Annotated in this window: 15 protein-coding genes; 11 read left to right on the forward strand and 4 right to left on the reverse strand. The window is 46.7% G+C overall.

All coding sequences use genetic code 11. The annotated features are described in order from the left end of the window. Positions 1-80: 80 nt before the first annotated feature. From sspA to FW758_RS03090, 10 genes are all read left to right on the forward strand, one after another. Positions 81-710, forward strand: coding sequence for a stringent starvation protein SspA (gene sspA, locus FW758_RS03045; RefSeq protein ID WP_006080065.1), 630 nt, complete (start codon positions 81-83; stop codon positions 708-710). Further along, complete coding sequence (locus tag FW758_RS03050; protein WP_006080066.1) at positions 710-1147, forward strand: ClpXP protease specificity-enhancing factor; 438 nt, start codon at positions 710-712, stop codon at positions 1145-1147. The genes sspA and FW758_RS03050 overlap by 1 nt, the downstream gene beginning before the upstream one ends. 192 nt (positions 1148-1339) lie before the next feature. Continuing rightward, on the forward strand, positions 1340-1924 hold the full coding sequence (locus FW758_RS03055; RefSeq protein WP_446444592.1) for an anthranilate synthase component II: 585 nt from the start codon (positions 1340-1342) through the stop codon (positions 1922-1924). A gap of 207 nt (positions 1925-2131) precedes the next feature. Continuing rightward, the gene (locus tag FW758_RS03060; RefSeq protein ID WP_446444593.1) at positions 2132-4612 is read left to right on the forward strand and encodes a S9 family peptidase; all 2481 of its coding nucleotides are present in this window, start codon (positions 2132-2134) and stop codon (positions 4610-4612) included. Positions 4613-4816: 204 nt separating this feature from the next. After that, entirely contained in the window at positions 4817-5962 is a 1146-nt protein-coding gene (locus FW758_RS03065) for an HDOD domain-containing protein (protein ID WP_006080071.1), read from the forward strand. Between the two features lie 55 nt (positions 5963-6017). After that, positions 6018-6929 (forward strand): alpha/beta hydrolase, encoded by a 912-nt coding sequence (locus tag FW758_RS03070; RefSeq protein ID WP_063881800.1) that lies wholly within the window; start codon positions 6018-6020, stop codon positions 6927-6929. Between the two features lie 308 nt (positions 6930-7237). Next, on the forward strand, positions 7238-8455 hold the full coding sequence (locus FW758_RS03075) for an aspartate aminotransferase family protein (RefSeq protein ID WP_006080073.1): 1218 nt from the start codon (positions 7238-7240) through the stop codon (positions 8453-8455). 127 nt (positions 8456-8582) lie between these two features. Further along, on the forward strand, positions 8583-9602 hold the full coding sequence (gene astA / locus FW758_RS03080; protein WP_012090250.1) for an arginine N-succinyltransferase: 1020 nt from the start codon (positions 8583-8585) through the stop codon (positions 9600-9602). Between the two features lie 9 nt (positions 9603-9611). Beyond that, a complete protein-coding gene (gene astD / locus FW758_RS03085) occupies positions 9612-11072 on the forward strand; it encodes a succinylglutamate-semialdehyde dehydrogenase (protein WP_446444594.1) in 1461 nt (486 codons plus the stop codon). Positions 11073-11281: 209 nt separating this feature from the next. Continuing rightward, on the forward strand, positions 11282-12085 hold the full coding sequence (locus FW758_RS03090; protein WP_107949274.1) for a DUF1338 domain-containing protein: 804 nt from the start codon (positions 11282-11284) through the stop codon (positions 12083-12085). Between the two features lie 115 nt (positions 12086-12200). Here the strand turns inward: FW758_RS03090 and FW758_RS03095 are convergent, their stop codons facing one another. From FW758_RS03095 to crp, 4 genes are all read right to left on the reverse strand, one after another. Next, positions 12201-13529 (reverse strand): ATP-binding protein, encoded by a 1329-nt coding sequence (locus tag FW758_RS03095; protein ID WP_446444595.1) that lies wholly within the window; start codon positions 13527-13529, stop codon positions 12201-12203. Then, positions 13526-14200, reverse strand: coding sequence for a response regulator transcription factor (locus FW758_RS03100; RefSeq protein ID WP_006080080.1), 675 nt, complete (start codon positions 14198-14200; stop codon positions 13526-13528). Before FW758_RS03100 ends, FW758_RS03095 begins: the two co-directional genes overlap by 4 nt. Continuing rightward, on the reverse strand, positions 14181-14528 hold the full coding sequence (locus tag FW758_RS03105; protein WP_446444596.1) for a PepSY domain-containing protein: 348 nt from the start codon (positions 14526-14528) through the stop codon (positions 14181-14183). The genes FW758_RS03100 and FW758_RS03105 overlap by 20 nt, the downstream gene beginning before the upstream one ends. Positions 14529-14610: 82 nt before the next feature. Then, on the reverse strand, positions 14611-15246 hold the full coding sequence (crp, locus tag FW758_RS03110) for a cAMP-activated global transcriptional regulator CRP (protein ID WP_006080082.1): 636 nt from the start codon (positions 15244-15246) through the stop codon (positions 14611-14613). A 430-nt stretch (positions 15247-15676) separates the two neighbouring features. Here crp and FW758_RS03115 point away from each other — a divergent pair, with 430 nt between their 5' ends. Next, positions 15677-16456: a tetratricopeptide repeat protein gene (locus FW758_RS03115; protein ID WP_011845736.1), complete on the forward strand. Its 780-nt coding sequence runs from the start codon at positions 15677-15679 to the stop codon at positions 16454-16456. Positions 16457-16558 lie beyond the last annotated feature (102 nt).

A 16558-nucleotide genomic window follows, 5' to 3' on the forward strand; every position in this document is an offset into this window, starting at 1 on the left:
AAATGTAATATCCGCATAGTGTAAACGGGGGGCTTAGCCCCTCGTTTACTTTTGTTTTATTTCGATTCTGGAGGGTATCAATGGCTGTTGCTGCCAACAAACGCTCTATCATGACACTGTTTTCAGGTGCTGATGATCTGTATAGCCATCAAGTACGTATCGTGTTAGCTGAGAAAGGGGTTACTGTTGATGTTTTACAGGTCGACCCTAACGAAATGCCTGAGGATTTGCTCGAAGTAAATCCATATAACTCAGTGCCAACTTTGGTAGACCGTGAACTCGTTTTATACGAATCACGCATTATCATGGAATATTTGGATGAGCGTTTTCCTCATCCGCCTTTGATGCCAGTTTATCCAGTGTCTCGCGGCCAAAGCCGTTTGATGATGCACCGCATAGATACAGACTGGTATTCGCTAGTTGACCGTATCCGTAAGGGTGATCGTGTTGAAGCCGCTCGTAAAGAGTTGACTGAAAGCCTGATTGCAATTGCGCCAATCTTCGGTGAAGTGCCTTACTTCATGAGCGAAGAATTTGGTCTAGCGGATTGCTACCTTGGCCCATTGTTATGGCGCTTACCTGTATTAGGTATTGAGCTAGATAGCCGTGTAGCGAAAGATATCAAAGCGTACATGACACGTATTTTTGAGCGTGAATCGTTTAAAGCTTCTCTAACTGAAGCTGAACGCGAAATGCGCATGGGTATGTAATGAAACCTTTGACTCCAAATCGTCCTTATTTACTAAGGGCTTACTATGATTGGTTGATGGACAACCAATTGACTCCTCACGTTGTGGTGGATGCCTTTGTTGAAGGCACTCAAGTACCGCAGCAATACGTGAAGGATGGCCAGATAGTGTTGAATATCGCTGCTGGCGCAGTGGGCAATTTGCAAATTAGCAATGAGTTTGTGGAGTTCAATGCGCGTTTCGGTGGTGTTCCCCAGCAGGTGATGTTGCCAATGGCGTCGATTGTCGCTATTTATGCCCGTGAAAACGGTGCTGGCACTGTCTTCGATATTGAAGATGCTTACCTGGTGGATGATGAAGTCGATTCATCTTTATCGGTTGTTGAAACAAACGATAAAGCACCTGAGCCGACTGATGAACCACCTAAGCGTCGCAGCCATTTAACCGTCGTAAAATAACGACCGCTAAAGAGCTGTGGTGAAATGCCCAAGTTGTTTTAAAACTAAGCCAGTCCTATGACTGGCTTTTTTGTCGCTGTATTTTATCGCCGTAATTGGCTAAACCTTGAGGATAAGGTGTGGTAGCATTTGCGCCCGCATTCATCCGTCGGATATGCGTTACCTTTACCCATTTAGGCCAATGGATCTTGTATGTTGCTAATGATCGATAATTACGACTCTTTTACCTTTAACTTAGTGCAGTATTTTCAGCAGCTAGGGCAAGAGATAGTGGTTAAACGTAATGACGAAATTAGCATCGCCGAAATCGAGGCGCTTGCGCCTACTCATCTGGTGATTTCGCCCGGCCCTTGCACTCCCAATGAGGCGGGGATTTCCCTTGCGGCGATTAAACATTTTGCCACGCGCATGCCGATCCTAGGTGTGTGTTTAGGGCATCAGGCGATGGCGCAGGTTTTTGGTGCCAATGTGGTGCGTGCCTCGCGGGTAATGCACGGCAAGGTCAGCGCCATTGCGCATACTGGCCAGCGGTTATTTGAGGGATTAAATCAGCCCTTAACCGTCACACGTTATCACTCGTTATTGGTGGATGCTGTGCCTGAAGGTTTTGTTCTCGATGCTTGGTTTGATGATCCAATTCACGGCCGAGAAATTATGGCCATGAGCCATCAAGACTTACCGCTGTATGGGGTTCAATTTCATCCCGAATCGATTCTTACCGAGCAAGGTCTCGAACTGTTAGCTAATTTTTTAGCGCAATCGGCAGTGCCTGTATAATTTCCTCGCCCTAAAAACTCCTCGTCCTAAAAACTCCTCGCACTATATTCGTACTATCAATTTCTGTTACAAGATTTATCCTTTTTTTAAGCAAGTTTAGCGATTAACTATGCTATAACTGCGGCAAAACTACGCGAATAGGCAAAACCAGCAGATAAACTAGACTGGGTCATTTAGCCGTTGCGATAACAATAAAAGGAAGGACAAATGAGAAGCGTAATGCGAAATTTGGGTTTAAGTGCGTTAGCGGTTGCCGTGTTGGCAGGTTGCGCAGCGACATCGACTGAAACAGCAGCTCCTGCATCATCCCCACAAGCATTCCAAGTTCCCTTAGCCCAACCGCCACAGGTTTCACAGGCACTTACGCTTAATCAAATTATGGCAAATCCCGATTGGATGGGTGTTTTCGCCAAAGAGGCTTACTGGAGCGACGATAGCCAAAGCGTGCTATTTGCCCGCCAAGCGAGTGCTTCACCTCTGCGCAGTTATTATCAGCAAGGCATCAATGACAGTCGCGCCGTCGAGCTAGCGCTTGATAAATTACACGTGGCAGATCAGCAGTTTGGTGTGTTTGATCGCACTAAGTCACACAAGGCTTATCTGTATCAGGGCAACATTTTTGTTAAGCAATTAAGCACAGGTAAAATCAGCCAACTGACTCGTCAGCGCAGTGCCATCGATGGCGTGCGTTATCTCAATAATGGCGATATCGCCTATTGGCAGGGCGACAATGTTTTCCAAATTCATCAAGACTCAGGCTTAGTCGAGCAGCTTGCCGAAATTAAAATGGCGAAAGCCCCAGAAGGTGTAAAAGAGCCAACGTCTTACATTGCCAAGCAACAGCACAGATTGATTAAGTATGTGGCGCTGCAGCAAGAGAATGCTAAAGCCAAAGCACAGTACAAAGATGAATTGCAAAAAAGCGACCCGACGCTCGCCGCCAGCACTTGGTATTTAGGCGATAGCGAAGTGGTTTCAGAGCTTAGTCTGTCACCGGATGGCCGCTATATCTTACTCGCCCTGACCGATAAGAATTACACCGGCAGCAGTGAACACGACATCATGCCTAACTACTTAGGTAGCGATGGTTATATCGACCCTGTGCCAGTACGTGCACGTGTGGCTGAAGATACGCCACCAGGACAACGCTTTGTAGTGCTTGATTTAAACCAGCATAAACAAGTCGATATCACTATCGAGGGCCTTACTGGTTTTGATGAAGATGTACTCGCCAAAGTGAAAGCTGAGAATGCTAAAGCGAAAGGCGAAACTTACCAAAGCACTAAAGCGCCACGCAAGATTCAGCTAATTCAGGATTGGGGCTGGACTCAGAGCGCGATTCAGTGGCATGAATCGGAAGATAAATTAGCCCTGATGCTAGAAGCCACCGATAACAAAGATCGTTGGATCGCCAGTGTCGATTTAACTAAGGGTAAATTCACCACCGAACATCGTTTGCATGACGACGCTTGGGTGAATTACGACTACAACCAATTCGGTTGGTTGCCGGGGACGGATTCTCTGTACTATTTGTCGGAAGAATCAGGTTATTCGCAGCTCTATGTGAAAGGACTCGGTGAAAAGCCGCGCGCCTTAACCCAAGGTAAGTTTGTAGTGAGCGACATCCAGCTGTCACCGGACGCAAATTACATCTACTACAAAGCTAACCAAACTCACCCTGGCATTTATAACGTTCATCGGGTGAATTTAGCCACAGGCAAAAATGAGCAATTAACGCAGTGGGATGGCAACTTAGATTACAGCCTAAGTCCTGATGGCACTCAGCTACTACTCAATGCTTCACGCCGTACTCAGCCCAATGAACTTTATGTTCAACCTATTGGCGGTGAGTTAAAGCAACTGACGTCTTACACCAGCGATGCCTTTAAAAACTATCCATGGCAAGCGCCAGAAGTGGTCGCTGTACCTTCAAGCCATGGTGCCGGCAAGGTGTACGCCCGCGTCTATTTGCCACAAGGCTATGATAAATCCCGCGCCGAGAAATACCCTGCGGTGATTTTCAACCATGGCGCTGGTTATCTGCAAAATGCTGACTATGGCTTTAGCGGTTACTTCCGCGAGTTTATGTTCCACAGCCTGCTGACTCAGCAAGGTTATGTGGTGATGGATATGGATTACCGTGGCTCTAAAGGTTATGGCCGAGATTGGCGCACCGCGATTTATCGCAATATGGGTCATCCAGAAGTCGAAGACTTAAAGGATGGCGTTAGCTGGATGGAAACCAATACGAATGTCGATACGCAACGTGTCGGGACTTATGGTGGTTCCTACGGCGGATTCTTAACCTTTATGTCATTGTTCACTGCACCAGACCTGTTCCAAGCAGGAGCCGCACTGCGTCCTGTGGCGGACTGGGCACATTATAATGCGCCTTATACCTCCAACATCTTAAATACGCCTGATGTCGATCCTATCGCCTATGAGCGCAGCTCTCCGATTGAGCATGCTCAAGGATTAACGAAACCACTGCTTCTTATGAGTGGCGTTATGGACGACAACGTTTTCTTCCAAGACAGCGTGCGTATGGTGCAGCATTTGATCGAACTGGAAAAACCAACCTTTGAAACGGCGATTTATCCTGTCGAGCCCCATGGTTTCCGTCAGCCATCAAGCTGGTTAGACGAATACCGCCGTATCTATAAGCTATTTGAACAAGAACTCAAATAACCCAGCTCTACTTCCTGTAAAGGCCTCTTTGTGAGGCCTTTTTATTGGGCGACTGAGTAGGAAATATCCGATATAACACTATGTTTGTGTTCTGCGACTTTGCGTTATTGCTAAGATTAAGTGTATGTGCTGAAATTGTAATGATTTTGAGAGTTTGATTGTTTTGACGTCACTCGGGCATTAGCGATATAGGAAAGATTTATAGTGGCGATTTCGGTTGCGGGCGGTGTAAGACCCGGCAAAATTATAGAGATAGAGCACAGACTCTATCAGCAATTGATCCTCGGAAAGCATAAAGCGAGCCCGACTCTTTTGGATGACCTCGACCTTGAATTAGAGGCCGATGCGAATAAGTTAGATGTTGAGCGCGAAGCGATTTTAGCGCGTTTGATGAAACAAATTAAAGCCAAAGAAGTGTTCGAAGCCGTGTCGAGCCAGCTGCATGAAACGGTCAATAACGCCATCGAGCATCAACTCGCGTCCCCCGAACTGGTTCTGGCTAAGTCAGAGATCAATGAGTCGCAAATTCTATTGCTGGAATTACTGCTAGCAAAAAATCTTGATGCGACGCGATTAAGACCGCTGATCAGTAACTTAAGTTGGTTGTGCCGCGACTTAACCAATATGGTCAACAGCCCGTCTTTTCGTGCCCGCCGGCCTCAGAGCTCAGATGTGCGAGTCACTGATATTAAATTGGTTATGAATTACATCGGTATTGAAAACCTGCGAACGATTATTCCTTACTTTTGCCTGCGTAATTGGCTGCCGAGCGCCAATGCTAAGTTGCTGTGGACTACCCGTAAATTGTGGCGCTACAGCATAGTCAGTGGTATCGCGGCCAATGCGTTGGCTCAGCTTCATAATACTGACTCAGCCTTAGTTTATAGTAGTGCCTTGCTCAATCAATTAGGCACCTCGGTTGTGCTGAGTTTGAGTGCCCGCTTATTCGATCAAACCTGGGGAGCGTGGATAAGGGAAGCCAGCAGCAGCCGTGACAAGGAAGTGTATGATGCTGTGATTGCCACTGAGTTTCCGGCCAAAGCGGTGTTTGAACAAGTGTTAAGCCATGGTCATAAACTTAACTGGCAGCTATTAGAGTTACTTAAGTTTGAAGCGAGCCCTTTGACTGGGTTATTGAAGGAGTTAGACCTAACCTTAAGCTATCGAGAATTGTCACCGCAGGCCGCATTAGTCGCGCGGGCAAACTGTTATGCTAAGGTGGTATTACTCGAAGAGATGCGTCAAATCGATCCCCAAGAAAAGCGTTTAATGTTCGATTATTACGAGTTAACTGAGCAAGAAGTGCTGCGCTTAAAAGCACAGAATTATAGGAAGTTAGATCTGCTGTAGTCCACGACCTGCGACTTGAGCGTCGGGATGGCGGCGTTTAAGTAGAGGAAGGGATATGCCAAGCTGGCAAGCATCTGTACTGAATACTATTTTATCTTATGTCGCTAGGCCATCCATCAGTCGCGGCAAGGCCAAAGTCCCCCTAGCGCAGGTGCGTAAAAAGTTGCTTGATCTCGATAAACGTTGGCTTCCTTGGCCGGATAAGTTAGTCAGTGCCACCATCCCTTTGCAACACTCTAGCTTGCTGCACTATGTGCTTCTCAATGAGCAAACTCGCCTTGGCAATCTGTTTTATATCCGAGGCGGAGGCTTTTGTTTTAAAACGCCCCACGCCCACGCAAGATTGATCGCAGATATCAGCCAACGTTGTAAATTGGATGCCTATATTCCTGATTATCGTCTCGCACCTGAGCATCCTTTTCCTGCGCCATTTGATGATGTGCTTGAAGCCTATAAGCGATTAATTGCGCTTAAGGGCGCTGAGAATGTGATCCTCATGGGCGACTCTGCTGGCGGCAATTTAGCCCTGAGTTTGTTGCTGGAATTAAAGCGTTTAACCCTGCCTTTGCCGACGGCTTGTATCTTGTTATCTCCCGCGTTGGATTTAGCACTAACCGGAGATACTGAGTTGATACTCGCGGCTGACGATCCCTTCTTCACCATCGAAGCTTTGCTGCGTTTACGTGGCGCTTATCTTGGGGGGGCCGACCCCATGTCAGCAAAAGTTTCCCCCTTGCAGGGGGACTTGGCAGATCTGCCGCCCATCTTAGTGATTGCGGGTACGCGGGAGCTGTTATTGCAGGATTCTGAGCGCCTAGTCGCTCAAGTCAAAGCCAGCGGTGGCGAGATAACGGGCTGTTTTTACCCTAACATGCCCCATGTGTTTCCCTTGTTCAATTTATTGCCAGAAGCCCTTGAAGTGAGGTCGAAAATTAGCCATTTTGTGCTTTCACACTTGATTCGTTAAAATGGTGTAGTTATTCACATTCAGTGAATAGCTAGCAAAATGAGGGGTAAATAACTTTTTTTCTGACTAATTATGCTGAAAGCCACGGGCATAACCGCTTGTATAGTTCTTAAACTGCAATCTTTATGCACTTTGGGTGGAAGTGCGAGGATTGATGTTTGTGAAAAACTGGTATTTTGATCACATTTTCGCTAATAATGGTTATTAATAGACACAAGCAATCCCAGTATCACTAACTCTAGATAAAGATACCTATGGGACTCTGACGGTGCAAGGCGCCGTTAAACAAACACAAAGGACGAAGAAGAATGAGCGTTGATATGAAGTTAGACCGTGCCCAGTTTGACGCAGTGATGGTGCCTAATTATGCGCCTGCTGCTGTGATCCCTGTTCGTGGCGAAGGAAGCCGAGTTTGGGACCAAGAGGGTAATGAGTTTATCGATTTTGCTGGCGGTATTGCGGTAAATTGCTTAGGTCACTGTCATCCTGCCCTTGTGAATGCCCTTAAAACACAAGGCGAAAAATTATGGCATCTGTCTAACGTAATGACGAACGAGCCTGCCTTAGAATTGGCGACTAAATTAGTTAACAGCACGTTTGCCGACAAAGTGTATTTTGCCAACTCTGGCGCCGAAGCCAACGAAGCCGCATTGAAACTTGCCCGTCGTTACGCCTTAGAAAAACACGGCGTTGAAAAAGACGAAATCATAGCATTCGATAAAGCCTTCCACGGCCGTACCTTCTTCACCGTTAGCGTTGGTGGACAAGCTGCCTATTCCGATGGTTTTGGTCCTAAGCCACAGAGCATTACTCACCTGCCATTTAACGATGTTGCTGCATTAGAAGCTGCAGTAACGGACAGAACCTGTGCCATCATGCTTGAGCCGCTGCAGGGCGAGGGCGGTATTATTGATGCCGATCCTGCATTCCTAAAAGCTGTGCGTGAACTGGCTAACAAGCACAATGCGCTAGTGATTTTTGATGAAGTGCAAACGGGTGTGGGTCGTACTGGCGAACTGTACGCTTACATGGGTACTGAAATCGTGCCTGACATTTTAACCACAGCTAAAGCACTCGGCGGTGGTTTCCCTATCGCAGCTATGCTGACAACGGCTGAGATTGCTGAACATCTAAAAGTGGGCACTCACGGTTCTACCTATGGCGGTAACCCATTAGCCTGCGCTATCGGTAATGCTGTGTTAGACGTAGTGAACACCCCTGAAGTGTTAGACGGCGTTAAACATCGCGAGCAGTTATTGCGCGATGGTTTGAACAAAATCAATGAAAAATACCATGTATTTTCAGAAGTACGCGGTAAAGGTTTGCTGTTAGGGGCAGTTCTTAATGAACAATACCAAGGCCGTTCACGCGACTTCTTGGTAGCCTCTGTCGCTGAAGGCTTAATGAGCCTGATGGCGGGTGCTAACGTGGTGCGTTTTGCTCCTTCTCTGGTGATCCCTGAGGCAGATATTGCTGAAGGTCTAGCTCGTTTTGAACGTGCTGTGGCGAGCATAGCTGCCGCCTAAATGACCAAAGGAGTGTTGAATTTATTCGCACTCCTTTTTTGTCAGGGAATACTTACGTGCATCATTACCTGTCTTTTTGAAGAGAGGCGCCTTGATGCACGGCAAGCCAAAGTGAGGAGACACTAAGATGTTAATCATACGTCCTATTCAGGCTGGCGATTTTGAAGCCTTATATCAAATTGCCGAAGAGTCTGGTCATGGTTTTACGTCATTACCCGTGAATGCCGATTTGCTCAGACATAAAATTGCGCGAGCAGAAGCCTCATTCGTCAAAACCGTCGATGCGCCCTTCGATGAAGGTTATCTGATGGTGCTGGAAGATACCGACACCCGAGAAGTGGTGGGGACGTGCGCTATCGAAGCAGCTGTGGGAATGGAAGATGCGTTTTACCATTATCGACTCGGTACCGAAGTCTATCATTCCGAACAAATTGACGTGCGTAACGAGGTCGAAACCCTCACCCTTTGCCATGATTACACTGGCGCCGCCGAGATGTGCACCCTGTTTTTGCGTGAAGCGTATCGCAAGGGCAACAATGGCCGCATGTTATCTCGCAGTCGCTTTCTGTTTTTGGCGCAACATGCAAAGCGTTTTGGCGAAACTGTAATTGCCGAAATGCGCGGTGTGAGCGATGCCGATGGTCATTCACCTTTCTATGGCTGGCTGCAAAAACACTTTTTAGGCATTGATTTTATTCAGGCAGATTATCTTTCTGGTTTGGGTAAAAAGGCATTTATGGCCGAAATGATGCCACGAAATCCGGTATACGTTTGTCTATTGCCGGAAGAAGCGCAGAAAGTGATTGGCGAAGTGCATACCAATACCCGTCCCGCATTAAGTCTGCTGCAGGCCGAAGGTTTTAGATGCCGCGGTTATGTGGATATTTTTGATGGTGGTCCAACGGTTGAGTGTCGTTTATCGGACATTCGCGGCGTGCGTGAAAGCCGTTTATTAACCGTCGATATTGGTGACATGGTCGAAGCCGACACTCAATTTATTATCTCAAATACTCAATTAGCCAATTATCGAGCGACGTCTGCCGCACTGGCTGTGGACGAAAAATCCGAACACATCATTATCAGCCCTGAGCTGGCAGCGGGTTTGTTACTCGCAAAAGGCGATCAAATCCGTATTTTGGCAATGTAGGAATAGCAAATGACACATTATATTCAAGGTCAGTGGCATGCTGGCAAAGGTCATGACGTGGCCTCAATTAACCCAGCCAATGCTCAAACTATTTGGACAGGTAAAACGGCTACAGCAGAACAAGTTAACGCTGCCGTTGATGCCGCGCGCGCCGCGCAGTTTGATTGGTTTATGTTAGGTTTCGATGCACGCTTAGCCATAGTCGAAGCGTATCGCAGCCAACTTGAAGTCAATAAAGCGGAATTGGCTGAAACGATTGCCCAAGAAACGGGTAAACCTCTGTGGGAAACGGCGACCGAAGTTGGCGCCATGATAGGCAAGATTGCGCTATCAGCCGCGGCTTACAATAAACGTACGGGCACTGAAGCCAACGATACGCCAGCGGGACGCGCGGTTATCCGCCATAAGCCCCACGGTGTTGTGGCGGTGTTCGGTCCTTACAACTTCCCCGGTCATTTGCCGAACGGCCACATAGTGCCTGCGCTGCTAGCGGGGAATACTGTGATTTTTAAACCTTCTGAATTGACGCCTAAAGTTGCTGAGCTGATGGTTAGCCTATGGGATAAAGCGGGTCTGCCTGCTGGCGTGCTCAACTTAGTCCAAGGTGAAGTGGATACGGGTAAAGCACTGGCTTCTCACCCGCAGCTCGATGGTCTGTTCTTTACTGGCAGCTCACGCACAGGTCATTTTTTACATCAACAATATGCCGGTCATCCGGGCAAGATTTTAGCACTTGAGATGGGTGGCAATAACCCACTGATCATTAAAGGTGTGCAGGATATCAAAGCTGCCGTGCACGATATTTTGCAGTCGGCTTATATCTCCTCTGGCCAACGTTGTACTTGTGCGCGCCGTCTATATGTAGAGCAAGGCGAGCAGGGCGATGCCTTGATTGCCATGTTAGCCGCTGCGGTCAAACAGATTAAAGTTGGCCCTTGGAACGCGCAGCCACAACCTTTTATGGGCTCAATGATTTCTGAAACTGTTGCTAAAGGTATGGTTGCGGCGCAGGCGAACCTGCTGAACTTAGGCGGTGTGTCGTTAGTCGAGTTAACCCATTTAGAAGCGGGTACGGGTTTAGTCTCTCCTGGCCTTATCGATGTGACGGCTATCGATGTTTTGCCGGATGAAGAATACTTCGGACCTCTGCTACAGCTAGTGCGTTATAGCGATTTCGATCAGGCAATCAAACTGGCTAACCAAACGCGTTATGGTTTGTCAGCGGGTTTACTGGCCGATAGCCGTGAAGATTATGACTATTTCCTTGCGCGCATTCGTGCAGGGATTGTTAACTGGAACAAACAAATCACTGGCGCATCGGGCGCGGCACCTTTTGGTGGCGTAGGTGCATCGGGTAATCACAGAGCGAGCGCTTTCTATGCCGCCGATTACTGTGCTTATCCTGTCGCTTCGGTCGAGGCCGATGCAGTGAGCTTACCTGCGACATTAAGCCCAGGTTTGAGCTTGTAAGCGGGTAGATATTTGACTTTTATCTGGTAAAGAGTACGTGGTAAAGAGGAGGAAGGACGAATGTTCTTCCTTTTTAATAACAAGCAGTAACGTAACTTGAGCTTCTACTGTGGGTATGTGTGACGCTGCAACAGTGGCATTTAGGTCGTTACATTTAGTGTTCGCGGCAAAATAACAGCAATAACCGCAGCACAATAAAAGGAGTTTTTATGCATACTGACATCAACGCGTTATTTGCCGCCCTGTGGCAAGACTATATTCAAATGACCCCTTCGGCGGCAAAAGTGCACGCGCTGCTGGGCCATGGTAAGCCAATCATAAACGATCATATCGCCCTGCGTACTTTCAACATCGCTAAGGTGAATTTGGATGTGCTTGCTAAGCATTTCACTTCATTAGGTTATGTACCTTGCGGTGATTATAAGTTTGAACAGAAAAAATTGATCGCTAAGCATTTTGAACACCCAGATTCGACTCAGCCTAAAGTGTTTATCTCTGAGCTATTAGTTGAAGAATTTAGCCCAGCGCTACAAGAGACCATTCAAGGCTTAATCGCCCAAGTAGATGCTGCCGCGACCACGGCGGACAACTTTATTTACTCGGGTCGCCATTGGTCTTTAGATTCTAAAACCTATCAGGACTTATTAACTGAGAGCGAATATGCGGCTTGGGTAGCGGCTTTTGGCTATCGCGCTAACCATTTCACTGTATCTATCAATCACCTCGACGGTTTTGAAACCTTAGAGTCAGTGAATGATGCCCTGAAGCAAGCGGGCTTTGTGCTCAATGGCTCAGGCGGCGAGATCAAAGGTTCGCCAGAAGTGTTATTAGAGCAATCGTCGACTATGGCCGATAAGATTGGCCTTGAATTCACCGATGCGACAGTGGAAATCCCAAGTTGTTTCTATGAGTTTGCGCTGCGTTATCCTATGGCCAATGGTGAGCTGTATACTGGCTTTGTGGCTGCGTCTGCCGACAAGATTTTTGAAAGTACTAACGTGAATAAGGCTTAACGTGAATAAAGCCTAACGTCATCAGACATTAAGCATAAAAAACGCCATCAATTCGATGGCGTTTTTTTATGAGTATTTTAAAGAGAGCATTTAACGCTGAGCATGTTAAGCGAGACTAACTGAAGGTCAGTTCGATCCTCAGTCCACCTAAGCGAGTGCTGTGGCTAAACTTAAGCCCAATCTCATATTGCTCGGCAATTTCCTTCACTATCGACAAGCCTAAGCCGTGCCCCATGACAGACTCATCTAATCGAGTGCCCCTTTGGGTGAGCTTATCGAGTTCATCATCGGCAACCCCAGGACCATCATCATCGATACAAAGGCAGAGACGCTCCTGTTGGCGTGATAACTGAATGCTGATTCGGCTCTGGGCCCATTTAAAGGCGTTGTCCAGCAGATTGCCTAGGAGCTCCATGCCATCTTCCCTGTGGATCGGCAGCCTGAGAATATTAGGGTCGAGTTCGAAAGCACATTCGATGGTTTTATTGCGGTGAACCTTATTTAAGGTGTTGGCTAGGCTGTGTAAATCCCTTGGGATCACTAACTGCGCCGCAGGAAGCATATCGCCTGTGATCCTTGCCGCCGCCAGTTTGCGCTCGACCATCTTGTGGATAGAATCCAGCTGTTGCTGCAAGGCAATGGCGGTTTCAGGATCTTTAAGACCAAGGGCTTCGACCTGTTGCTGCATCACGGCCAGCGGGGTTTTAAGCCCATGGCTTAAGTTACCTAAGTTATTGCGGCTACGCTCAATTTGCTTGGCGGTGTACTCGAGTAACTCGTTGTAAGTCTTAGCGAGTGGCTGCACTTCGGGGGGGATATTATTCAGCTCCAGCGCGTTAATCTCGCCTTCTCTTAGCCGCGAAAGCGCGTGCTGAATATGCTTAACTGGCTTAAAGGATTGGCGCAGGATGAGGAAGATCCCCGCGATCATAGCCACTAACATCGCCAGATTAATCCCAAGCTTAGTGCCATAGACTTCGCTAAATACGCGTCTGCCGATACTCAAGTCTTGGGCGACGGTTAAGGTGGCGCTGACATTGGCACTACTGGAATTTAATCCCAGTGATAACAGCTGCATATCGTTATTTTTTGGCCCTTTAGCTTGCCAGACACGGGTTTTATTTGGCGCGAGTGGCTCGATATCTAACTGCATATCCCACAGGGAGCGCGAGCGAATGACTTCATTGGGCAGGTTAAGCTGGAAATAGCGGCCTGAATAGGCGGGCTTGTAGAAACTGGAAAGCTGGCTTTGATCTATGCTGATGTCCCCATCGTGGATATGGGTTGCCAACATAATATGTTCGAGATCTTCTTCTAAGCGATTGATAATAGAGTCATGGAAGGCTTGACGCAGCATGGACTCAAACAAGATGAGCCCAATGACTGTGCCTATTACCAGTAAGCCCGTTAACCATAAACTGAGCTTAGTGCGGATCGAGATCATTCAATAATGCCGTGGAAGATATAACCTTGGCCGCGACGGGTTTCGATAGCGGTTTTGCCTAATTTTTTACGTAAGTGGGTCACATAAACTTCGACCACATTACTCTCTTTTTCATCGTCAAACTGATACAGCTTATCGGTGAGCTGTGTCTTAGATAACAGCTTCTTAGGCGACATCAGGAAGATTTTTAACAATCTGAATTCCATCGCCGTCAGTTCAAACAATTGGTCTGCCACTTTCACCGTTTGCTCGGCTTCGTCTAAGATCACGCCGCCATAGCTCAATTGCTTGCTAGAAGTGTTCAAGCGACCATGCGCACGGTGAATAAGGGCTTGAATACGGGCCAATAATTCCTGTGCGTGGAAAGGTTTACCTAAGTAATCGTCGGCGCCAGCATTAAAGCCTTCGACTTTTTCATGCCATTGGCTGCGTGCGGTCAGCATGATGACTGGAGTGCTGATCCCTTGATTACGCCAGCCTTCGAGCAGTTCGAGGCCGTTGCCGTCGGGCAAGCCGATATCTAAGATCACGCAATCGTATTGGGTTTCTTTGATCAGATAATCGGCTTCAAGCGCTTTGTCTGTAATATCGGTCACATAGCCAGCGAGTTTGAGTTGTTTCTCCAGCTCGGTGACTAGCATTGGGTTATCTTCAACGAGTAACAGTTTCATGTTTTCGACATTCGCTCGGTAATGCTATTGAGTGATCGGCTTGACCGTTAGTTGCATCAATACTGAGATTGACGATTTGGCCACGCTGAACTTTGATTTGCAAATCATAGCGCCATTTATGATCTTCTTGATAGAGATGAGCATCAATTAGTTCACCTTGGCAAAACTGATTAACTACGGCGAGTGTACCGTTTAAGGACAGTATTTGCCCAGAGTTGACGAGTGCCTTGGCTTGATAGTGTTCTAATTCAATAGGTTCGGCATTCAATTTTATTGGATGCGCCAGCGTGAACAGGCTGAAAAAACAGATTAAAAACAGCCGTTTCATTTGAGCTCTCCAATAAAAAATGGCCTAGAATTTATTCTAGGCCACTTTAATAAGGCAGGCTTAAATCAAGCTGAAGACTAACTTAACGGGTACCGTATACCACGATTGTCTTACCATGAGCTTGGATTAAATTCTGTTCTTCTAACATCTTCAAGATACGACCCACAGTTTCCCGTGAACAGCCAACGATTTGGCCTATCTCTTGACGAGTGATCTTAATCTGCATGCCATCAGGATGCGTCATAGCATCAGGCTGTTTCGCCAGATGTAACAGCGTTTGGGCAATGCGGCCAGCTACGTCTAAGAATGCGAGATTACCCACTTTCTGGCTGGTGCTTTGTAGGCGATAGGCCATTTGCGCAGACAGCTTCATCAGAATTTCAGGGTTAACTTGAATTAACTGTCTGAATTTCTTGTATGAAATCTCAGCGATTTCACAAGCTTGCTTAGCACGAACCCATGCAGTACGTTCGGCTTGTTCTTCAAACAAACCTAGTTCACCGATAAAGTCACCTTGATTCAGATAAGAAAGGATCATCTCCTTACCTTCTTCATCTTTAATCAATACCGCTACAGAACCTTTTACTATGTAATAAAGAGTATCTGAATCTTCACCAGCATGAATAAGAGTGCTCTTTGCAGGGTACTTATGAATGTGACAGTGTGATAAAAACCATTCCAAAGTTGGATCAGGTTTTGGCTTACCAATCAGAGCCATGTTGGTGTTCCTCGATTGATTAAAACGAAAGTAAGAGTATTCTAAATAAGCATTTTACGTCAATTAAACTAACAAAAACTTGATGGAAGTCTTACTTTAGAATAAGTGAATAAATGCAATTAACCATCTAAAATTAGAGCTTATTTTGCTACTTTAGTGATTTAAGTCAACTAAATCGGCGTGAAACTCGCTGGATTCACTTAACTCTGTCGAGTTAATCACATCTTACCAGTCTAATTAAGCCGTTTTATTATAGATTATGGATAAAATAGGCCCCTAAATTACAGTATAAGATGTTCCACTTTTTAAATTCGGCGCTTATTTGCTACAACGTCCCCCATTATCCTGAGGTTTGTGTGTATTTAGGCTCGACTTATGGGGTTAATTCTGGCTAACTTTGTGGGCAGTCGCTTTTAAGAGAGGTAAGCAAGTGAAATACAGATTATGGGTTTTAGGTGCAGGTTTAAGCTTAACGATCGGGCTGAGCTCTGCGGCGCACGCATTTTCTATCCCGCAGCCTGCTGCCGAACTCGCGGCCAGTAAGTTTGTGCATATACAGGTGACGGCAGAGCAAGGCGACGCCGATGCCCAATTTTTGCTGGGATTAATGTATCTTTCTGGCCGTTTTGTGGCGCAAGAAGTGCCCTCTGGTTTGCACTGGATTTCACTTGCCGCCGAGCAGCAACATGAAAAAGCCCAGCAAACCTTAGCCGACCTGTCTTTTGAAGGCCAATTGATCAAGCGTGACTTATCCGTGGCCGAGCATTGGTATCGAGCCTTGAGTGAGCAGGGCAGTCGTTGGGCACAATTCCGTTTAGGTTTTATTTATGCTTCTGGCGGCGATGGTGTGCAACGTAATTGTGGTAAAGCGGTCGAGCAATTTTCCCAAGTGGGTGATGATGTTGCCTTAGGTAATGTGGCGTGGATTTTAGCGACTTGCCCAGAAGCTGAGTATCGCGATGGCAATAAAGCGGTCGAGTTATCCTTAAAGTTGCTCAAAGTGAATGAAAACGACCCGACAAATTTAGATAATCTGGCGGCGGCTTATGCCGAAGTCGGCGATTTTGGTGCGGCAATTTCGACGCAGCAAAAAGCAATTGAAGCGTTAAAGATGAGCGCCGAAATGACTAAGACAGATGAATTTATGCAGCGTTTACAAACCTACGAGCAAAAGCGTGCGTATCGCGAAACCTTACGTTTACTCGAATAAGGCATTGGTTATGCTCTTTAATTAAGTTCTATTAATTAATTCGCGTATTGATTGAAGTTGAAAATAAAGCCTGAGTTAATACTCGGGCTTTTTTGTTTTTGA

Source organism: Shewanella sp. 1180_01, from assembly GCF_052850535.1.

Excerpts from the sequence above, each read along its gene's own strand:
- sspA (WP_006080065.1), top strand. The coding sequence starts at position 81 with ATGGCTGTTGCTGCCAACAAACGCTCTATCATGACACTGTTTTCAGGT.
- FW758_RS03050 (WP_006080066.1), top strand. The coding sequence starts at position 710 with ATGAAACCTTTGACTCCAAATCGTCCTTATTTACTAAGGGCTTACTAT.
- FW758_RS03055 (WP_446444592.1), top strand. The coding sequence starts at position 1,340 with ATGTTGCTAATGATCGATAATTACGACTCTTTTACCTTTAACTTAGTG.
- FW758_RS03060 (WP_446444593.1), top strand. The coding sequence starts at position 2,132 with ATGAGAAGCGTAATGCGAAATTTGGGTTTAAGTGCGTTAGCGGTTGCC.
- FW758_RS03070 (WP_063881800.1), top strand. The coding sequence starts at position 6,018 with ATGCCAAGCTGGCAAGCATCTGTACTGAATACTATTTTATCTTATGTC.
- FW758_RS03075 (WP_006080073.1), top strand. The coding sequence starts at position 7,238 with ATGAGCGTTGATATGAAGTTAGACCGTGCCCAGTTTGACGCAGTGATG.
- astA (WP_012090250.1), top strand. The coding sequence starts at position 8,583 with ATGTTAATCATACGTCCTATTCAGGCTGGCGATTTTGAAGCCTTATAT.
- astD (WP_446444594.1), top strand. The coding sequence starts at position 9,612 with ATGACACATTATATTCAAGGTCAGTGGCATGCTGGCAAAGGTCATGAC.
- FW758_RS03090 (WP_107949274.1), top strand. The coding sequence starts at position 11,282 with ATGCATACTGACATCAACGCGTTATTTGCCGCCCTGTGGCAAGACTAT.
- FW758_RS03095 (WP_446444595.1), bottom strand. The coding sequence starts at position 13,529 with ATGATCTCGATCCGCACTAAGCTCAGTTTATGGTTAACGGGCTTACTG.
- FW758_RS03100 (WP_006080080.1), bottom strand. The coding sequence starts at position 14,200 with ATGAAACTGTTACTCGTTGAAGATAACCCAATGCTAGTCACCGAGCTG.
- FW758_RS03105 (WP_446444596.1), bottom strand. The coding sequence starts at position 14,528 with ATGAAACGGCTGTTTTTAATCTGTTTTTTCAGCCTGTTCACGCTGGCG.
- crp (WP_006080082.1), bottom strand. The coding sequence starts at position 15,246 with ATGGCTCTGATTGGTAAGCCAAAACCTGATCCAACTTTGGAATGGTTT.